Source organism: Paenibacillus rhizoryzae (assembly GCF_059686995.1).
Genome location: NZ_JCAALT010000002.1, coordinates 473,349 through 493,823, shown reverse-complemented (window position 1 = coordinate 493,823; position 20,475 = coordinate 473,349). Strand labels below are relative to the sequence as shown.

General features: G+C 51.4%; 17 protein-coding genes. 15 read left to right on the top strand and 2 right to left on the bottom strand.

From position 1 onward, the window contains the following. Nucleotides 1–307 precede the first annotated feature (307 nt). On the bottom strand, nt 308–979 hold the full coding sequence (locus AC6ESO_RS07500; protein WP_497090826.1) for a transcriptional regulator: 672 nt from the start codon (nt 977–979) through the stop codon (nt 308–310). 515 nt (nt 980–1,494) lie between these two features. Here AC6ESO_RS07500 and AC6ESO_RS07495 point away from each other — a divergent pair. From AC6ESO_RS07495 to AC6ESO_RS07455, 9 genes are all read left to right on the top strand, one after another. After that, nucleotides 1,495–2,748, top strand: coding sequence for an ROK family protein (locus tag AC6ESO_RS07495; RefSeq protein WP_497090825.1), 1,254 nt, complete (start codon nt 1,495–1,497; stop codon nt 2,746–2,748). 151 nt (nt 2,749–2,899) lie between these two features. Continuing rightward, nucleotides 2,900–3,532 (top strand): D-sedoheptulose-7-phosphate isomerase, encoded by a 633-nt coding sequence (locus AC6ESO_RS07490; RefSeq protein WP_497090824.1) that lies wholly within the window; start codon nt 2,900–2,902, stop codon nt 3,530–3,532. Next, nucleotides 3,529–4,518, top strand: a complete 990-nt coding sequence (locus tag AC6ESO_RS07485; protein ID WP_497090823.1) for an ROK family protein — start codon at nt 3,529–3,531, stop codon at nt 4,516–4,518. Before AC6ESO_RS07490 ends, AC6ESO_RS07485 begins: the two co-directional genes overlap by 4 nt. Before the next feature lie 4 nt (nt 4,519–4,522). Continuing rightward, a complete protein-coding gene (locus AC6ESO_RS07480) occupies nt 4,523–7,021 on the top strand; it encodes an alpha-mannosidase (RefSeq protein WP_497090822.1) in 2,499 nt (832 codons plus the stop codon). Between the two features lie 164 nt (nt 7,022–7,185). Then, nucleotides 7,186–9,033 (top strand): cache domain-containing sensor histidine kinase, encoded by a 1,848-nt coding sequence (locus AC6ESO_RS07475; RefSeq protein WP_497090821.1) that lies wholly within the window; start codon nt 7,186–7,188, stop codon nt 9,031–9,033. Further along, on the top strand, nt 9,011–10,636 hold the full coding sequence (locus tag AC6ESO_RS07470; protein ID WP_497090820.1) for a response regulator: 1,626 nt from the start codon (nt 9,011–9,013) through the stop codon (nt 10,634–10,636). The genes AC6ESO_RS07475 and AC6ESO_RS07470 overlap by 23 nt, the downstream gene beginning before the upstream one ends. A gap of 111 nt (nt 10,637–10,747) precedes the next feature. Next, a complete protein-coding gene (locus tag AC6ESO_RS07465) occupies nt 10,748–12,184 on the top strand; it encodes an extracellular solute-binding protein (protein WP_497090819.1) in 1,437 nt (478 codons plus the stop codon). Between the two features lie 92 nt (nt 12,185–12,276). Beyond that, nucleotides 12,277–13,146 carry a carbohydrate ABC transporter permease gene (locus tag AC6ESO_RS07460; RefSeq protein WP_497090818.1) on the top strand — a complete coding sequence of 290 codons (870 nt, stop codon included), beginning with the start codon at nt 12,277–12,279 and terminating at the stop codon, nt 13,144–13,146. A 6-nt stretch (nt 13,147–13,152) separates the two neighbouring features. Then, nucleotides 13,153–14,469, top strand: coding sequence for a carbohydrate ABC transporter permease (locus tag AC6ESO_RS07455; protein WP_497090817.1), 1,317 nt, complete (start codon nt 13,153–13,155; stop codon nt 14,467–14,469). A 69-nt stretch (nt 14,470–14,538) separates the two neighbouring features. Here the strand turns inward: AC6ESO_RS07455 and AC6ESO_RS07450 are convergent, their stop codons facing one another. Further along, a complete protein-coding gene (locus tag AC6ESO_RS07450; RefSeq protein WP_497091071.1) occupies nt 14,539–15,819 on the bottom strand; it encodes a BaiN/RdsA family NAD(P)/FAD-dependent oxidoreductase in 1,281 nt (426 codons plus the stop codon). A gap of 243 nt (nt 15,820–16,062) precedes the next feature. Here AC6ESO_RS07450 and AC6ESO_RS07445 point away from each other — a divergent pair, with 243 nt between their 5' ends. From AC6ESO_RS07445 to nadE, 6 genes are all read left to right on the top strand, one after another. After that, nucleotides 16,063–17,754, top strand: coding sequence for a two-component system sensor histidine kinase NtrB (locus AC6ESO_RS07445; protein ID WP_497090816.1), 1,692 nt, complete (start codon nt 16,063–16,065; stop codon nt 17,752–17,754). Between the two features lie 12 nt (nt 17,755–17,766). Continuing rightward, nucleotides 17,767–18,438: a hypothetical protein gene (locus AC6ESO_RS07440; RefSeq protein WP_497090815.1), complete on the top strand. Its 672-nt coding sequence runs from the start codon at nt 17,767–17,769 to the stop codon at nt 18,436–18,438. A 41-nt stretch (nt 18,439–18,479) separates the two neighbouring features. Beyond that, the gene (locus AC6ESO_RS07435; protein WP_494818189.1) at nt 18,480–18,617 is read left to right on the top strand and encodes a hypothetical protein; all 138 of its coding nucleotides are present in this window, start codon (nt 18,480–18,482) and stop codon (nt 18,615–18,617) included. Between the two features lie 12 nt (nt 18,618–18,629). After that, nucleotides 18,630–19,022, top strand: coding sequence for a DUF3905 domain-containing protein (locus AC6ESO_RS07430; RefSeq protein WP_494818190.1), 393 nt, complete (start codon nt 18,630–18,632; stop codon nt 19,020–19,022). A 110-nt stretch (nt 19,023–19,132) separates the two neighbouring features. Then, the gene (locus AC6ESO_RS07425) at nt 19,133–19,567 is read left to right on the top strand and encodes a BrxA/BrxB family bacilliredoxin (protein ID WP_497090814.1); all 435 of its coding nucleotides are present in this window, start codon (nt 19,133–19,135) and stop codon (nt 19,565–19,567) included. Between the two features lie 20 nt (nt 19,568–19,587). After that, complete coding sequence (gene nadE, locus AC6ESO_RS07420) at nt 19,588–20,397, top strand: NAD(+) synthase (RefSeq protein WP_497090813.1); 810 nt, start codon at nt 19,588–19,590, stop codon at nt 20,395–20,397. Nucleotides 20,398–20,475: the final 78 nt, after the last annotated feature.

Genomic DNA, 20,475 nt, shown 5'->3' with positions numbered 1-20,475 from the left:
TTGGGTCGCGATCGCTCGTATAGTAGCTCGATAGACGCTCGAAAGTCCCTCATCGGTACGCCGACAAGTCGCTCGCTGCTCTCTCAGTTTTTTCTTCCTGGAGCCTTTGCCAATCTCTTAACCACTCTAACGAACCGTAGAGGCCTTATTTTGGAGAAAAGGGCTCCTCAATTATTCTAACGAACCACTGAGACCTTATTTAGTCAAAATAGGCAGGAATACATGTACTTCTAGCCAAATAACGCCTGAAGGGTTCGTTAGAATTTCGGATCGATGTTTTTTGATCAATTAAGGCTTCTAGGATTCGTTAGAATAATGGAGTCCGCAAGGTGTAGGTACGATAGCGCAGTTTACCATTTGCGACAATAAGCAGTTGGTGTTCGACTAATTTGTGAAGTACAAGCCGTGCCTGATTGTCCGAAACTCGTAGATGGGAGGCCAATTCTAGCGGTGTAAACGGACGAAATAACCTTCGTGCGAAACGAATGGTCTCGGCTTCGAAACAATTCAAACTTTCGGGCACATCTATGGCAATAAACTTGCCGATAAAGGAAAGAATGAGCTGCTGACAGCGTTTGGGTTCATCTGTAATTGACAGATAGGCAATCGGTAGGAAAATCCAATCGTCAAGCGCCAATAAACAATGCCGCCAGCATAAGTCTTTAAAGCGGCGTACATCGAGATCCCTCGCGTGAGGACCGTATCCTTGAATTTCGATTCCTCCTTTTACATCGCTGCTTGGCATATAAGCTAGATCGAGATATCGATATCCATTAGTAGCATCTCGCACTTCCCATTCGGGATATAGATGATTGAAGTTTCGTAAGGCCGGAAACCAAACGGAGCGTAGAAACTCAATCGTGCCGTGGCCGAGTCCATTCTCCAACATTTCGCGTCTTCTGTGATTCTGTTCTTGGGCAATGTTTGATGATATCCATTCCTCGTAGGCTTCGTCAAATCTAGTAATAGCTCCTCGCATCCTTCCTAATTAGCCGCAGAAACAGAAAAAGCCGCTTCAACACATTCACACCTCTCAATGAGGTGTATGTGCTAAAGCGGCGTGTGCTTCACGACCGTTAATATACGACTAGTATAGCAAAACTGGAAGTCGCTGTCATAAAAAAGTCCTAACGAGATTTCTAACGAACCGTTGAGGTCTTATTTTGGAGAAATTGGCACTTCAAAAATTCTAACGAACCACAGAGGTCTTATATAGCCGAAATAGGCAGAAATGCGCGAGTATTTGAGCGAATAGGACCTGTAGGATTCGTTAGAATTTCAAAACGATGTTTTTGTATCAAATAAGGCCTGTACGGTTCGTTAGAGGTGGTGGTGGTTAGGGGAGCGTGAGGTTGGGAGCGGATTAGTTAATAAAGGATGAGTGTAGTTGCGGAAATGCGGTTTGGTGGGGAGTGGGGCAAGACGCATCTCCAACAAAGAACCTTTTATGCTATAATTCCCATAACTATGTATGCCTAAGGAGCGTTGGTGGAAGTGCATCAGATACGAGGGGCCAACAACAGGCGGGTCAAAAGCCTTAACCGAAGCGCGGTACTGCAGTACATTCGCAAGCAGGGACAAGCGTCCAAAGCCGACATTGCGGCGCAAACACATCTGAGTTTTACAGCGGTAAAGGGCATAATTGATGAATTGCTCTCCTATTCATTCATCTGTGAGGTAGGCTATGATGAATCAACAGGCGGCAGGAAGCCGCTCCTATATAAGCTCAAGGAAGACCGATTCTACTCGGTTGGTCTTCATCTCAGTGTCGCCCGCATTCAGGTTGTCGTTCTGAATCTATCAGGCGGCGTACACGCACAATACGAGACGGAGACGAATTCGGATGCACTGCAATCGACCGCTATCGTCGATCAGATGATCAGCTGCATCGAAACAGCAATCGCAAAGTCGAACGTGGAGCGCTCTCGAATACTCGGTATTGGCATGGCGATTCCCGGACCGCTTGATCCTTTCGGAGGCGTCGTGCTGTCACCGCCAAACATGAAGGGGCTTGCGGGGCTGCCGCTTAAACAGCTGATGACGGATCATTTTCACATTGAGACCTTTATTGAAAAGGATGCTAACTTGATCGCGCTGGGCGAATATTGGCATGGCGCCGCGCAAGGGAAGCAAAATGCATTCTATCTCGATGCTGACATTGGGATCGGAAGCGGCATGATTATTGACGGTAAACTGCACTATGGATCGCCGTACGGTGCAGGTGAAGTGGGCCACGGAACGATCAATATTGATGGCCCTCGCTGCAACTGTGGGAATTACGGGTGTCTCGAAGCAGTTGCGTCGGGTCTCGCGATTGAGCGGCGTGCGGGGGAAGAAATTCGTAGAGGGGCAGAAGCACCGTATCGAGATCGTTACCTTGCGGATGAGGAATCGGTCTCAGTTGCCACGATTCTAGATGCGGCGCGTGAGGGAGATGCATTGTCGATGCAGCTGTTAACGGAATCAGCGCGCTATGTGGGCATTGCGATAGGCAATGTCATTCATCTGCTGATGCCGGAAATCATCATTATTGGCGGGGCGCTTACGCATGCGTATCCTCCGTACTTCGAGCATACGAAGGACATTGCGATGAGCCGGATTTTTGATTCCTTTGCCAACCATATTCGAATCTACAAAGCCGAATTAGGTGTGCTGGGCGGGGCAATCGGTGCGGGAACGCTGGTGCTGGAGCAGTTTTTTCAAAAGGAGTTAAGCGAAGGGATAGACATGAAGCCGCTGCTTAGTTAAGGGTGGCTTTTGTATTGCTATCTTCTTAAATGCATATTCAAAAGGTGGAGAAATTCCATTGACGCACGAATAGGTCAGTTGTAAAATCTATCCTATAATCACTACTTATTAATATCATATTAATAAGATTAGCGAAAGGAATCGATTGCTTATGAACCCGCATCTGAATGTGCTTCAAAGCAAATACCCGGAGCTTGCAGGTTGCCTCACGGATATCCAGCGCAGCTTCGAGCTGATGGAAGCCTGCTACCGGCAGGGTGGGCAAGTATTGGTAGCCGGCAATGGAGGCAGTGCTGCCGACAGCGAGCATATCGTCGGGGAGTTGATGAAAGGGTTTATGCTGCCGCGTCCGGTTCCGCAGTCTTTCAGAGAGTCACTAACCAAACTGTTCCCGGCAGAAGGGGATTCGCTTTGCAACAGCTTGCAAGGCGCGCTTCCCGCAATTTCGCTCGTCAGCCACAGCGCGCTTATTACGGCATTCGCCAACGATGTAGCTGCTGATATGGTCTTTGCCCAGCAGGTATATGGCTATGGCCGGGCAGGGGATGTATTCCTCGGGATCAGCACCTCGGGCAATTCCCGCAACATCATTCAAGCGATTCAAGTAGCCAAAGCGAAAGGGATGATCAGCATCGGCTTAACCGGCGGCTCAGGCGGTAAAATGAAAGCGCTTAACGATTGTGCGATCGTTGTCCCGCATGCGGTAACGCCGGACATCCAGGAGCGTCATCTGCCCATCTATCATACGCTGTGCATCATGCTAGAGGAGGCGTTCTTTGGATGATAGAAGAGACCTATGCCGGGCTTGATATCGGAGGCACGAAATGTGCGGTTACGCTGGGGCGTGCAGCAGGGGCAGCGGGTGAGCTAATCGAATTGGTAGATAAGGTTACGTTTCCAACCGAATCCACTCCTGAAGCTACGCTAGAAAAGTTAAAAGCACAAGTGGAACTTCTCCTTGAGCGGCATCCAACTGAGAAGGGACAACTCAAGGCGATCGGCATCAGCTGCGGTGGTCCACTGGATAGCCGTAGCGGGCTAATTCTATCGCCGCCGAATCTACCGAATTGGGATCGCGTAGATGTCATCACGCCGTTCAAGCAACGCTTCGGCGTCCCGGTCGGCCTGCAGAACGACGCCAATGCATGTGCGCTCGCAGAATGGCAGTGGGGAGCGGGACAAGGGACGCGGAACATGATCTTCTTGACGTTCGGTACGGGCATGGGAGCCGGACTCATTCTGGATGGCCGCCTGTATACCGGAACGAACGATAATGCAGGCGAGGTGGGGCATATTCGCCTTGCGGAGGGAGGACCGGTTGGGTACAACAAGGCCGGTTCCTTCGAAGGATTTTGCAGCGGAGGCGGGATTGCCAGACTTGCGCAGTCGAAGGTAGCTGAGCGTATTGAAGCTGGCCACGAACTTCCGTCCTACTACCAGCCATCACAAGAGATTACGACTAAAGCTGTCGCGGAAGCGGCAAGGCAAGGGGATCCACTGGCCTTACAAATCTTTCAAGAGGTTGGACGGATGCTGGGGCGAGGAGCCGCTGTCCTGATCGATATTATTAATCCGCAGCGTATTGTCATTGGCAGTATCTATGCTAGGCAGCAAGAATTGCTGGATCCCTATATGTTCGAAGAGCTGCGCCGTGAAGCGCTGAGCGGTTCCGCAGCCGTTTGTGAAATCGTTCCTGCCGGACTTGGAGAGCATGTCGGCGATTATGCCGCGTTATCCGTGGCCCGGAATCTAACGGAGAAGAGGGATTGAATCGATGAATAACAGCATTCAGCTGCATATGATCGGCAATGCGCATTTGGACCCGGTTTGGCTATGGCAATGGCAGGAGGGTTATGCGGAGATTAAAGCGACGTTCCGCTCCGCGCTTGATCGGATGAACGAGTTTCCGGACTTTATTTTTACATGCGCAGGGGCTGCTTACTACGAGTGGATAGAGCAAAATGCACCCGAGATGTTTAAAGAGATTCGCGCCAGAGTGAGCGAAGGCCGCTGGGTTATCGTAGGAGGCTGGTGGATTCAGCCGGATTGTAATCTGCCTTCGGGCGAATCGTTCGTTCGGCATGGTTTGTACAGTCAGCGTTATTTTCAAGAGAAATTCGGCGTGATGGCGAAGGTCGGCTACAATGTCGATTCCTTCGGTCATAACAATATGCTGCCGCAAATCTTGAAGAAAAGCGGCATGGACAGCTACGTCTACATGCGCCCGCAAGAGCAGGAGAAGAGCATGGAGCGCAATGTGTTCTGGTGGAAGAGCCTCGACGGCAGCCAAGTGCTGGCTTTCCGCAATCCGATCAGCTATAACAACTCATCCTCTATCAAACATGACGATCCCGTTTATGGAAAATCGCTGGAGGTCATGGAGCTGGCTGAACAGCACGAGCACAATTTCATGGGTTTCTATGGCGTTGGCAATCACGGCGGCGGTCCGACCATCGCTAACATTAAGTCTATTCATCGGCTGCAGTCGGATCTGGGCCGCGAACGCTTCCGTTTCAGTTCTCCGAATGCTTATTTTGAAGAGATGATACATAGCGGTGTGCAGTTCCCGGTATTCGAGGATGATTTGCAGCATCATGCGAGCGGCTGCTACTCGACCCATTCCGAGTCCAAGGCGTTGAACCGCAAAGCGGAGCACCGGCTCATCACAGCGGAGAAGTTCGGTACACTCGCTCACTTGCTCGCAGGCTACGATTACTCCGCACAAGACATTCAGCGGGGCTGGAAGAATGTGATGTTCAATCAGTTCCATGACATCATGGGCGGCTGCTCCATCCAGGAGGCTTTTACCGATGCAAGGGAAGCGTATGGGGAATCGCTGAATATTGCGGCCGTCACCCTGAATGCGGCGCTGCAACGAATCTCGTGGTCGATCGATACCATGAAGGACGAAATCCAGTCGCTCAGCAAAGATATGGATTGGGTGCTCTGGGAGCAGAAGGACGCTGGCGTTCCGGTTGTCGTGTTTAATCCGTTGTCCTGGGAAGTGAATGCGCTGATCCAAGTGAACAAGAAAGTGACGAGCGTCACCGATGACCAAGGCGTCGTCGCCCAGCATCAAATCGTGCGCGGTTCGCGGACGAACGGCAGTGATGACAAGTTCGATACAGCGTTCATGGCGCGCGTTCCGGCACTAGGCTACCGAGTATATTGGATCTATAAGGAGAAGAACCTTGGAGAAGCAGCCAAGTCGGAGCATCAGTTGATCGCAGAACCGGCAGCACTTGAAAACGACTGGCATCGCGTAGAATTTGAACCGCAAACGGGGCATATCCGCAGGTTGTATGACAAGAAGAATGCAGTGGACGTGCTCAGCGGAAACGGAGCAGTGCCGATTGTAATCGACGAGCATCATTGCGATACTTGGGCGCATGGCGTGTTTGAGTTCCGCAATGAAGTCGCGAGATTCGGAGACGCGGAGGTTAAGCTGCTAGAGTCAGGGCCGCTGCGCGCGGTCATGAGAGTGACGAATCGCAGCGGTCAATCGGAGCTGCGGCAGGACTTTATCCTGTACCGCGACAAGCCGGGCATTGAGGTTCGAGCGAAGCTGGATTGGCGGGAGAAGCACAAGATGCTCAAGCTGTCCTTCCCTGTTCGTGTCAGTCAGCCGAAGGCGACGTACGAAATCCCGTACGGCTATATTGAGCGTCCGGTGAACGGCGAGGAAGAACCGGGCCAGCAGTGGCTAGATGTGAGCGGCTCCCCTGATGTAGCGGGACTATCGCAATACGGCTTAACGCTGCTGAACGATTCGAAGTACAGCTCGGATGTGAAGGATAACGATCTGCGGATGACCGTCGTTCGCAGTCCGATCTATGCGGACCACTTCGGCGAGCGAGATGAATACTGCGAATATATGGATCAAGGGCTGCAGCAATTCCGTTACATGCTCATTCCGCACGAAGGTGAATGGCAGCAAGCGCAGGTGTCCAAGCAGGCACTCGAGCTCAATGTCCCGCCGATTCATATCGTGGAAACGTACCATAAAGGCTCGCTGCCTCAGACGTCGGAGGGAATCCGGGTTTCCGCTGATAATCTGATCGTTACGGCATTTAAGCCTGCGGAGGATGGCGATGGTTATGTGCTGCGATGTTATGAAGCGTGCGGGCATGGCGGCGAGGCTGTCATCGAGGTTCCGGCGCTGAAGCGAAAATGGACGCTGCAGTTTGGCCCATGCGAGATTAAGACATTCCGAATTCCTTCGGATCCGCATCAAGACGTGACCGAGGTGAACATGATCGAGTTTCCTATTTAGCGTGTTCCATCAGAATAGTCCGTTCCTGGGTGGCAGGGACGGACTGTTTGCGCTGTTCATCGCGAAATCTATCACGAATTTAGTAGCAGGAAGTATAAAATCTAATGAACGAAAGGCCCTTCTCCCTTTATAATTTAAGTAATTAAGGTGAGATGAGGTTCAGGATGCAGAAGATGCGGACTAAAGTGCTGCTATTTCCCTACCATTGGATAACCAAGTCGCTCTATCGGAAAATTTGGTTCTGCTTCTTCATTACGATCTCGATCACCGTTTCGGCGCTGGGGCTGGATTACTATATCCAAACCTCCTCGGACATCAAGCAGCGAGCAGTCGGCAATATGGAGCAGATCAGCAGTCAGTCGGCCGCTACACTGGAATCGTACATGCTGAACGTGAAGAACTTCGCATGGGACTATTTTGGCAATAAAGATTTCCAGCAGTTTGTGAACAAAATGGGAGCTGATCCGGATGCCTACTCCCACTATTCCGCGAAATTCAGCCAGTTTCTGACCGATAACCCGGTCGTGGATTATATCATGGTCAGCCAATTGGACGGCTACATGCTCTCGAGCGGCAGAATGAACGAAACGAACGAGCTGGACTTTGATTTCGAGCCGATCGAGAAGGCCGCTGTCGCCAAGGATGGGAAAGGCATTTGGGTGCCGACGCATACGATCGACGCGGCGACGAATCAACAGGTCAATACATTGATGTTCGCGCAAGCGGTCAAAATCATCAATTTCAATATCGACACCCCGATTGTCGGTGTCCTCTATATTCGGCTCTCGCCGGAGTATCTGAAGAAATGGCTCGGCGATATTGCGAGCGACGAACAAGGCAATTATATGCTGGTCGACTCGGCAAGCGGGCAGGTGATGCTTTCGGACCACGAACGGACAGACGCGCAGCTGCAAGGTCTGAGCGGACTCTTCCGGTTCAGCTACGGCATTTCGTCCAGATACATGTTCGGCGATGACCATGGCGTGGAGACATTGTTTGTTTCCAACGAGCTGAACAATACGTCCTGGGCGCTCATTGGGAAAGTCCCTCTGCAGGTGCTGCTGAAGCAGGTGAATACGTTTGCCCTCCGCACGCTTGTAATCGGGATGATCTGTCTGCTTGGCGCGATGGTGATCGCGAGCGTTCTGGCCAGCCGCATTATTACGCCGCTTAAGCTGCTGAAGAATGGCATTATTTCCATCGAGCAAGGGAATTACGAGGTTTCTGTGCCCGTTACCTCCAAGGACGAGATCGGCTACTTTATCCGACATTTTAATCAGATGGCAAAGGAGATCAACTCGCTCATCGTGAAAGTATACGAGACGGAGCTGGTGAAGAAGGATGCGGAGATCAAATCGCTGCAATCCCAAATCAATCCGCATTTTCTCTACAACACGCTTGGGATGATCGACAGTCTGGCCTCGCTTCACGAGGATGACCGAATTAGTCTAATCAGCTCCTCTCTTGCCAAAATGTTCCGGTATAACATCAGCGGCGGCCACATGTCCACGCTGCAAACCGAAATTCGGCAGCTCGAAATCTATCTGTCGATTCAGCAAATCCGGTTCGGCGAACGGCTTCGGTATTCGATCGAGATCGAGGAGGGACTTCACGCGACGCTGACGCCAAAGCTGCTCCTGCAGCCGCTTGTCGAGAACAGCTTTATTCACGGGATTGATCACCTGACGCAAGGCGGGGAAATTCGCATTCGGGCTTACAGCCTCTCGGATACGGACGCCGCTATTACGGTTTGGAATAATGGCCCTGCGATTGAAACGGAGAAATTAATGGTGCTGCAAGGGAAGCTGGAGCAATGCCAGCAGCTTAACTACTCGGATCACACGGCTTCATCCATCGGCCTGTTCAATGTGCTATACCGCATCAAGCTTGTCTTCGGCAGCAGCTACGGGTTAACCGTTCAAAGCAGCCAAGATCAGGGGACGACGGTAACGGTTCTGATCAAAAAAACGCGAGTGGAGGAGCCTTCCTATGAAATTGCTAGTCGTAGATGATGAACAGCTGATGCGGCAGGGCATTATAAAGAAAATTCAGATGTCCGGACTGCCGCTCACATCGGTCACCGAAGCGGGAGACGGAGCGGAAGCGCTGCGAGTGCTGCGCGAGGCGAAGCCTGATATCGTCATCACCGATATTCGGATGCCGCTAATGGATGGGCTCACCTTCTTGAAGGAAGCGGCGCAGGCGATGCCTGAGCTGCAGTTCATTGTCATCAGCGGCTACGGGGAGTTCGATTATGCCCGCAAAGCGATTCAATTCGGCGTGACGGATTATTTGCTTAAGCCGGTCGACAAGGAAGAGCTGAAGGAGAGCTTGCTGCGGGTCATGGGCAAAATCCGGCAGCGTCTTGAACAGTCCGAAGCAGGCGAGCAGATCAAGCATCTGCAGAGCAGCGCGGAAGAGTCGATCCGCGAGCGGATGCTGAGCAAGCTTATCCAGTACGGTCCCGGCGGTGAGCCCCAGGCGGAGAGAGACGAGCTGCTGGCGCTTCGGGAGAGCTGCAGTTATTTTGTAGCGGTGGTCTTCGTACTGCAGTCGGTGAAGCTGCCGCACCTATCCTTTCGGCAAGGAGACGAGAAGCTGTTATCATTTGCCGTACAAAATATGATCTCGACCGTACTCGAATCAACGGAGCGCAAAGGTGTATTATTCCGACACGCGATGCTGGAAAATGAGCTTGTTTACGTGCTGGGCGGCCACTCGCCGGTGGAGACGGACACGCTTCATCGGGAGCTTGAAGAGATTCTCGGCGGTATTCAGCGCCATCTCAAGCTGCAAGCTACAATCGGATGCGGCGGTGCCGTGAATCAGATGGAGATCATACAGCAGTCGTACCAGCAAGCGAAGCAGGCGCTACGCAACTGCATTATTCACGGCAATGGCCGTATCTATATGAACGACGCCGGCGAACAAGTGAAGGCCGGGTTGCATTCCGTTATCTCCAGAGAAGATGAAGCACTGCTGCTGCGCTTCCTGAGCGAGTGTAACGTCACTGCGCTGACCGGATGGATTGATGAGCGTGTACAGCAGATTGCGACAGGCAAACAGGTGTACTTCGCCCATATGGAAAGCTTCTGCGTCGAGTTTCATCTGCTGCTGCGCAAATACCTGCTCACCCAAACGAGCATCCCGGAGTGGATTATCGGGGAGCTGGATGATTTGCTTACCTGGCTGCATGGTCTTACGCAGTGGCAGGACATTCAAGAGCATTTAAGCGAAATGGTCCACAATATCGTCGGACACTTGTACAAACTGCGCCATTCCTCGGAATACAGCGTCATCGACGAGGTGAAGCTTTTCATCGACAGCTCCCTGCATGAGCCGATTAACCTACAAACCATTGCAGATCGTTTCTACTTCCATCCCAGCTATTTCTCCCGCCGCTTCAAAGAACGATTCGGCGAGAGCTTCGTGAACTATCTGACGGCTGCCAGATTGCGTAAATCCGAACAGTTTCTCCGAGATTCCAATCTGAAAATTCAAGAGATTGCCGAGCTGGTCGGCTTCAAGGATGCTGCTTATTTCAGCAGCGTCTTCCGGAAGTCTACCGGCATGACACCGGTACAATTCCGTGCCACGGTATCATCAAAATTTTAATAGCGCAAAAGTTCGTTATTTCCATTAACGAGTTCAGCCGATCCAGCTATGATTAACCTGTAACCGGCGGCGGTGATGGTGACCGTGCTGTTTACGCTCAGGAGGTAAGGAATGAGAAAGCCGGAGATTCCTAACAGGCTGTCCACTTTCATACTGGCAGCTGCCTTATGCCCAGTACTGCTTAGCGCATGTAATTCCAATAATAATCTTTCGGGCTCGGCTGTAGGCGAGGCTAACAATGGGGCTGCGGCGGCGGAGAATAACGAAGCTGCCGTAGATTCCTCGTTGGATGAGAAGGAGCCAATCATCGAGATTACCGCTTGGGATCAACCGGCGCCGGACGATCCCGGCAAGCCATTCGTAGAGAGCCGGTTCAAGCGATTCGAGGAGCTTCATCCGAACATTAAGGTTAAGCATGTCGAAGCGTTCCAGACGAATGTTCGCGAGAAATTCATGACAGCGGTTGCAGGCGGAGAAGGACCCGATGTGATGGAGCAGCCGTTCCCGGACATGCAGCTCTATATGCAGAAGGGAATTGCCGCAGACATTACGGAGATGATGAATAACTCGCCGGATAAGAGCCGTTTCATCGACGGCGCGTTTGATCTGGCAACGAAGGACGGCCGAATTTACGGCATTCCAAGCTTCATGTATTCATCCGGCTTGCTCTACAACAAGTCGATGTTCAAGAAAGCGGGGATCGACAGTCCGCCTAGGACGTGGGATGAATTTGCAGAGGCAGCCAAGAAGGTGCAGCAGTATAATCCGGATACGATCGGCTTTGATATTCTGGGCATGGACTGGGCCGATTGGCATTTCGAATATTATGTATGGCAGGCAGGCGGCGACTTGACGGAGCTTCAACCTAACGGGACCGTTAAGCTGATGTTCAGCTCGGATGCGGCCGTAAAGGCGCTCCAATATTATAAAGATCTGAAGTGGACCCATAAAGTGACGCAGAAGAACGTCGTTCAAGATTATAACGAGAATTTGCGAGACTTCTACACCGGTCGTTCCGCGATGATTCTTGGCAGCTCCGACAGCTTCGGGAACTTCTTGAAGCAAGGGATGAAAGCGGAGGATATCGGGTTTACCCCTTTCCCAATGGGACCTTCCGGCAGAGCGCCTTCGCAAGTAGGCGGGAACTTCTGGATGCTGAATCCGAAATCGACGCCGGAGCAGCAGAAGGCCGCATTCGAATATGCGATGTTCTTCCTATCGAAGGAGCATATGGATGCATGGGCGCAATTCTGCTTGGATAATGGTTTTGCGATAAATCCGCTGTCCATTGTCAAAGATTTCGACGTAACGAAGTGGGTCAAGGATTTACCTCCCGATTATGTAGCCGCCGTCCAGGCGACGGCGAGGAACAAACATCTGGAATATTATTTGAAAAGCAGCCTGAGCAGCTACCTCGTGAAGCCGATTCAGAAGATTCTGCTTGATCCAAGCGCCGACCCGGCCACAGAGCTCAAGGCGGCTGAAGCACTTGCCCAGAAGGAAGTGATTGATAAGTATAACAGCGATATTTTGGCAGGTGCCAAATAGCTGATCTGATCCGAGCAATTCATTACTGCACCGCGCCGCGCGGCTTGACGATCCAATAGAGCGGCACGGTGCAGCAAGTAGGTGGTGAGGAAATGGTGAATAAATGGAAGATCCCGTGGACACCGATTTTGTTCCTGCTTCCTTCTGTCGTCGTATTTTTCATATTCAAATATTATTTGCTGTTCAAAGCGGTCTATATCAGTCTCTTTAATTACGATATTATGACGCCGCCCGGCAAATTTGTCGGCCTTGGCAACTATTTCGAGTTTCTCGGCAGTCACACGTTCTGGGTTGCGATGAAGAACACCTTTATATTCTTCGGCCTGTCGGTGCTGCTCGTATTCTGGGTTCCGATTGTACAGGCGCTTTTCCTCAGTCATCTTAAGCGGCATAGCGGATTCTATCTGGTGCTCTATCAAATTCCGAACGTGCTGCCGCTTGTTGCAGGCGCATTGCTGTGGAAGTGGATGTATAATCCCGATCATGGATTGTTCAACTATCTGCTAGGCAAGCTCGGGCTCGGCCCGTATGGTTTTCTGAACGACCTCCGCATGACCAAGCTTGCGATTGTACTGCCCGGCTTCTTCGCCAGCGGCGGTATCGGTGTGCTGCTCTACTATGCAGCCATCAAATCCATTTCATCCGAGCTATTCGAAGCAGCGAAAATTGACGGCTGCGGACCTTGGCGGCGCATGCTGATTATGATTTTGCCGAACCTATCGTTTGTCATCATCATTCAGTTCGTTGGGTTTATGTCAGGTGTTCTGCTGTCGTTTGATACCATTTTTGTCATGACGCAAGGCGGACCGGCAGATGCTTCGCTAGTGGTGGCGCTGATGATTCAGAAGACGGCCTTCGAGCAATCGAGATTCGGCGTTTCGGCGGCGCTCTCCTTCTTCATGTTCCTCTTGATCGCCGTTCTGACCGTGATTCAATTCCGTTTGCAAAGAGAGGACGACTGAATGTAAATGAGACCTAACCGCATTGTGGAAAAGGGCGAACGCAAGCTGGACGTCGCTTCCTATCTGGTTACGATCGTGTTCGTCGTGCTTGGACTGCTTCCGCTGGTTTGGCTGCTCGTAACGTCCGTCATGGATAACGAATCGATTGAATCGACGACACCGAGATTTCTCCCGAGGATTCCGCATTCGATTGAGCTGACGCTGGATTACTCCGGGCAAGCGAATAGAGAGCAAACGTTCTATGAGAAAGATGCGATGAAAGCGATCTGGTATCCGTGGCGAGCCTTCATGCGGGACAATATCGGAGAGATTACCGTCATCGGCATTAAGGACGGGCTCAAGCTGTACAGGGCGAAAACCACCGCAGCGGAGTTCTATGTCGGTCAGCCCTTTATCGTGTCAACCGATCGTTTCTCTGACAAAATCATGAATACGAAGCTGACCCAAATTCGAGAGCGCCGCCTATCGGACTTCGCGTGGTATGGGATTTCGGAAGGAGATGCGTACCGAGGGCAGCCTTACTTATCGGGTGAGCCGCTGAGTACGCAGCTGCGAGCTTATTTCGACGAAAGTGGATTACTGGACGGCAAAGTGGTGGCAATGGAGCAATCTCGTAATTGGCTGCGTTTGTTCGATAGCTTTCGAAGCTTGAATCTACTTGCGGTGGAAACAGCGGGCAGCCTCGGATTCTACCGTTTCTTCCTAAACAGCCTCATCATTTGTCTGGTGGTTATCGCGTGGCAGCTCTTCTTCGGGGCGTTGTCCAGCTATGCGCTGTCACAGCTCATTCCGAATCGGCGGATTCGATTCATCGTCCTGATGTATTTCCTCGCGACAATTATGATCCCGAGCGTTTCCGTGCTTATTCCGCAATATTTGCTTATGCAGAAGCTTGGCCTCGTGGACAATATCTGGGCGATCATACTGCCCCATTTTGCATGGGGGTTCGTCATCTTTCTGTTCAAAGGGTTCTTTGATCAATTGCCCAAGGAACTGCTTCAAGCAGCACGCGTAGATGGCGCATCGGAGCTTCGGACCTTCCTGCGTATCGTAGTTCCGATGTCTGTTCCGGTCTTTACGATCGTGGCTGTGCTGACCTTCATTCCGGTATGGAATGATTTCCTCTGGCCTTACGTTGTATCGAGGTCGCCGCATAATTGGACGTTCACGGTGGCGATGAACGATATGCAGAGCGGACAGAACCCGCGGCCCAACTGGATCAGCGCGAGCGGTGTCATCTCCATTCTGCCGCTGCTGCTCGTATTTATGGGCACGCAAGGCGCGCTGGAGAAGGGGATTTTGTTTAGCGGTGTGAAGGGCTGATAGGGCTAGATTTAAAAAAATGGCGGCAATAGGGTTCCCCTTATCGCCGCCATTTTGTGCTGTGATAATCTATTCACTCGTACCGGTCTGCATCGCGGCATGACTGCCTGCAGTGTAGCCGGTCGAGAAAGCAGCCGTGATGTTGTAGCCGCCGGTATAGCCATGGATATCCAGGATCTCGCCGCAGAAGTAGAGTCCTTCTTTGCATTTAGACTGCATCGTCTTCGGATCTATTTCTTTCAAATTCACGCCGCCGCCCGTAACGAAAGCCTCTTCTATCGATAGAGTCCCGTTAACATAGATCGGGAATGCTTTCATGAGTTTGCTGAGCTCACGCCACTCTTGTTTTGGAATATTATCATAGGTGACATAGGGATCGAGTGTGGTTCGTCCAAGCACAATCGGTAGAATGCGTTCAGGCACATACCCTTTAAGCACATTGATAATGGCTTTCTTGGACTCCGATTTCGCGGCATTCAACGTTTGATTGTAGAGGTCCTCTACGGTTAAGTCCGGGAAGAAGTCGATCGTTAGCTGAATGGGCGCTTTGGTTTTGACCCGCTGCTTCACGACGAATTGACTGCAGCGCAGTACAATCGGGCCAGAGATCCCGAAGTGCGTAAACAGCATGTCGCCTCGGTGCGTGATGATCGATTTGCCTTTCTCATTATGGACGCTGAGCGCGACGTCTCTTAAAGCAAGTCCTTGAATCTCCCGTTTCACGATAAAATCTTCCTTCGATGTCAGCGGAACCTCAGTCGGGAATAACGGCGTTATGGTGTGTCCTGCTGCTTCTGCCCACGCGTATCCATCTCCGGTCGAGCCAGTGTGAGGCACCGATTTGCCTCCGACAGCGACGATAACGGCGCTGCCGTCGATTCGTTTGCCGCTGGCAAGCTTTACGCCAAGCACTTTCTCTTCATCATATAGCACACTCGCAACCGGTGAGTTGACGAGCAAGTCCACGTCGTAGCGTTTCACTTGGCCCACCAAGGCATCGACTACCGTCTTCGCTTTGTCCGAGACGGGGAACATGCGGCCGTTATCTTCCTCTTTAAGCGCGATGCCAAGTCCCTCGAAGAACTCGATGATCTGTTTATTGGAGAAATTGCTCAGTGCGCTGTGAAGGAAGCGTCCGTTGCCTGGGATGTTTTTGATAAGCTCGTCGGTATCTTTATTGTTCGTTACATTACAGCGTCCGCCGCCGGAGATGCCGAGCTTGCGCCCGAGCTTGTCTCCTTTGTCGAGCAGCAGTATTCTGGCACCGAGCTTGCCGGCTGCGACAGCAGCCATCAGACCGGCAGAGCCTGCACCGACGATGATAATATCATAGGATTTCATTTCTAGTATTCCGCCTTTATAGAGTGGGACCGTGTCCACGAATTTCGCTAATTATTTACCGTATAATACTGCGATTTGCCGTTATTTATCATACTACCCGGAACATGCCGCGTCTACTCACTAGTCAGTTTGAAAACTACCATTTTGAAACGTTGTAAATTTCCAAGACCTATGTTTTAATCGGATTAACAGGTTTTTTCTATTACATATACTGGGTTTCTAGGTGCTAGTAGGAAGGTGGGACTTGTTTTTGTGTGGAAGCTAATACTCCTGCAAATTATCGTAGCTTTATTGCCTGTATTCGCCTTTCAAGTTTGGTACGATTATTCGAAACCGCGCAAAAATATTCCCAACGTTCTCATCCTCATCTGTGGTGCTTGCGTCCTTCTTGGACTCGAGGTCTGTATCGAAATTAAAGAGTTTTACTTGGATTATCACTATGTGCCGCTCTTGCTAGGTTCGTTGTATGGCGGCCTCGGAGTGTTGATTCCACTGGCAGCCATTTTCATCGCTTCGGAACTGTATATGATGGACGGATTATGGACTTGGATTGACGTTATTGGCATGCTGCTTCTGCTTTTTCCTATTATTTATAAGTATCATAAAGGATTTCTGAACTTCTCCAGACAACGGAAACTTGCGATTGTCATGGCTTCTACAGGAGTTATTCTAATGATTCGCGCAAGCGCATTCATTTATTATTATCGGGCCGAACAACCAGACCTGACCTCCACTGAACTCTTCTACATCATCGGCCATGAGCTTTTCTACTTCGTGCTCATGTGGATGACGCTTTCCTTTGCCGATAATTTTATCCGCAGGCAAATGGTCGCGTACGAGCTCAATGGCATTTCCAACAACTATCGCATCGAGGTTCAGAAGCTGCAGCAATTTATTGATGAAACGCCGCTCGGCGTTATCTTCGTCGATCAGCAGGGGACCATTACGCATATCAACGAAATGGCGATTCACCTGCTGCGCGATAAAGTAGGCGGCAAATCGCGACACGAGCTGCTCGGCCAACCATTCACGATTATGTACGATCATATCGAGAAGGATGTTCTGGGCAGGCTGCTCTATCAGGCGCTCAACGGGCATCGGCTGACGACGGAGTATGTGCAGGAGCAGGGCAAAATGTACGTTAACTCCGGCATCTGTGTTCGTGATATGCAAAATAATGAAATCATCGGAGCCGCTCTCATCGCTCACGATATAACCGAGCTAAGCCGTCTGCGCGATGAAATCGGGCGGATGGAACGATTGAGTTTGGTCGGGCAAATGGCGGCCAGTATTACCCATGAAATCCGGAACCCGATGGCTGTTATTCGCGGCTTTGTCCAATTAATGCGAGAGCGGAGTCCGGAGAATCAGCATGAATATTTCCGTATTGTAATGGACGAGCTGGACCGAGCTAACAGTATCATTAATGACTTTCTCTCTCTGGCACAGAATCGGATCATTGAGAAAGAAAGCTGCTCCTTGCATGATATTTTAAACGAGATTATGCCGCTGCTCTGGGCAGACGCCAATTTGCGCGGACAGTCGATTGAGCTTCGTTTGGCTGAGCGGATACCGTCTTTAATGTTGAATGAGAAAGAAATGAAGCAGCTGATCTTGAATCTGGCCCGCAACGGGATGGAGGCTATGGATCAGCATGGCGTGCTCACGATCCAGACGGAATCGCACACGGATTATGTGGAGCTTCGAGTAAATGATAACGGAAGCGGGATTCCGCAGGAGAAGCTGGAGCGTCTGTTCGAACCTTTCTTTACGACTAAATCCCGCGGTACCGGCCTTGGCTTACCATTATGTTTGAGTATTATCGAGCGTCACGGCGGTGGCATACAGGTGGATTCCAAAGAAGGAATCGGTACGACGTTCATTGTCAAGATCGACAGAACCCGTAATCACAATGAAGCAGCCGCAGCACTGAGCAGCTACTAAGGAGAGCAGAACATGTCTGAAGTGATCGAAATCGGCCCTCTGCGCCTGGATGCGATGCTGCTTGCCAGTCTTCTATCTGCGGCAGCCGGGCTGGCCTTGTTTAAGCTATGGATTGCGCGCTCGTCCCTTCAAGGTGAGAGCGGTTGGCTGGATATCGGATTAAATGCTGTTATTTGTACAATTATTGGCTGGAAGCTGGCTTTTCTTGTCCGCGATCCGGAGATCCTGTGGGAACGGCCCAGTGCACTGATTCTCGTTCGCGGAAGTGCATCCGATACGGTTGTCGGCTTTCTTCTTGCTTGCGGGTATATCGCGTATGCGGGCTGGAAACGTAAAATTCCGCTTAAAAAGCTGCTGGATGTGTGGCCTTATGCGATATTGCCCGGCTGCTTCGTGTGGACGTTGTTAACGGACTTTCCTTATGGAATTCCATACGCGCCGCTGCTCGCTTGCGTGTACGGAATCTTGTTTCGCACCGGGGCTTCAAGCCGAATCGGCAGCGGAGATTCCGCATCGCTCAGCCTGCTTGGCTCGGGTATCGGCGGATTGTTCGTTAGTTTGTTTGCGGCTTATCCTCCAGGGGCGTTACCGCCATTGACTTTTGGTTTGACAATGCTGCAATGGCTGTTTATCGTGTTGTCTTTCATCGGTATTTTCATGCCCAGGATGGGACGGATAAGCTGATTGCGACCCGCGCATACTAGCGGTGGAAGGGGGTGCCAGCATTGGGAAACAAACAACGGCAGCACAATGCCGGGGCACAAGAAGCCGCAGCAAGCAATAAGCAGCGCAGCAGCGGTAAAGCACCGGAATCGGAAGGTTACGACAAGAAATTAGACGGCCCTAATCGCCCTGCGGACTAAGGGGGACTGAGCATGAGCAAGGATAAAGAGCGGGACTCGGACGCTTATCCGCTAGCATTCAGCAAGGATGATCCGGGTTTGGATCCTTACGAAATCAACTTCCTACCGGAGTTCCGCAATAATAGGGGGCCGCGGGGTCCGTTTGTGAACAGCAGCGGCGTCGTTATCGGGGATCATCAGTATGAGTCGCCGGAGTCTCCGCTCAGTCAATGGACGGAGGAAACGGATCCGGCCATTATGGCAGGCAGTGAGTGGGTGCATCCGTTTAAGGATATCGGATTTCTCACTAGCGAGAACCGGGATTATTTTGAACAAGGAATCGCTCCGCAAGGCGGCATTTTCTTGCATGAAGATAAGAATGCGGCTTCCGGAATTGCGGAGAATGAGCCTGCCGAGGATAAGTAAAGTGGTAAATAAAGAGCAATCGGGCGCAGGTCCGGTTGCTTTTTCTTTGCTTTCAAATTGAGCGGGGCGTATAATAGAAAGAAAAATGAACTTTTAAGGAGCGATTATACATGTCGATGTCTTTTGAAAAATACATGGTGGATATGGTGCAGCCAATGCGCGATGATTTAACTCGAATCGGAATTGAGGAGCTTCGTACACCTGACGAGGTTGCTGCTAAATTGACGGATGCCAAAGGAACTGCGCTTGTCGTTGTTAACTCCGTTTGCGGTTGTGCCGCAGGTCAATGCCGTCCGGGCGTTGCGCAAGCTTTGCAACATGACATCACTCCGGATCACCTGTACACGGTATTTGCCGGTCAAGATAAAGAAGCAACTGCCAAAGCGCGTGAATTCTTCGCGCCATACCCGCCGTCTTCTCCTTCCATCGCGCTGATGAAAGACGGAGAGCTTGTTCATTTCATTGAACGTCATCAAATCGAGAACCGTTCGGCTGCTGACATTGCTGCAGATTTGACATCTGCTTTCGAGCGTTTCTGCCGTTAAGAGGTGTAGGAGACATGGGGATGAGCTTGCAGGACGAAATTATTAAGCAATTGGGCGTAAAGCCTGAAATCGATCCAGAGCAGGAAATTCGCCGCAGGGTTGATTTCCTTAAGGAATATGTGCGGAAGTCCGGCACGACGGGGTTGCTCATTGCGATCAGCGGCGGGATCGATAGCGCGGTAGCAACAGGTCTCTGCAAGAAAGCAACCGATGAATTGTCCGCTGAGACGGGCAAAGAATATATGACGCTCGGCGTATTCCAGCCATACGGTGACCAGGTGGATATTGCAGACAGCTACGCGGTTGCGGAAGCGTTCAATCTGAAATACCGCGTGGAAACCAACATTCAAGAGGCCGTCGATGAGATCGCCCTTGAAGTGGAACACAGCATGAAGTCGATCGGCATTTCGCGCCACATCAGCCGTGGGGGCAAAGGCAACGTAAAAGCCCGTACCCGCATGGTGGCCCAGTATGCGCTCGCGTTCGAACTTAATCTGCTCGTTGTCGGGACAGACCATGCATCCGAAGCCGTCACTGGCTTCTACACCAAATGGGGCGACGGCGCGGTCGATATTACGCCGCTCACGTCCTTGAACAAGCGGCAGGTTCGCCAGCTGGCAGCTGCACTCGGCGTACCGGGCGCAGTCGTCACCAAGGCGCCGACCGCCGGCCTCTGGGATGGCCAAACCGACGAGAACGAGCTCGGCATCACCTACGATGACAACAGCTCCTACCTCGAAGGCAAACAAATCGATGACGCGACTCGCGAGAAGCTCGAGAAGCAATTCATCAAAACCGCTCACAAACGTGACCCGATCCCGGGGATCTAATTGTAAACCGCCCCGCCGGCTCTCGGCGGGGCGGTTTTTTGTGTTGGGGTTGGCGTGCGGCGCTGGTGCGCCAAGTGC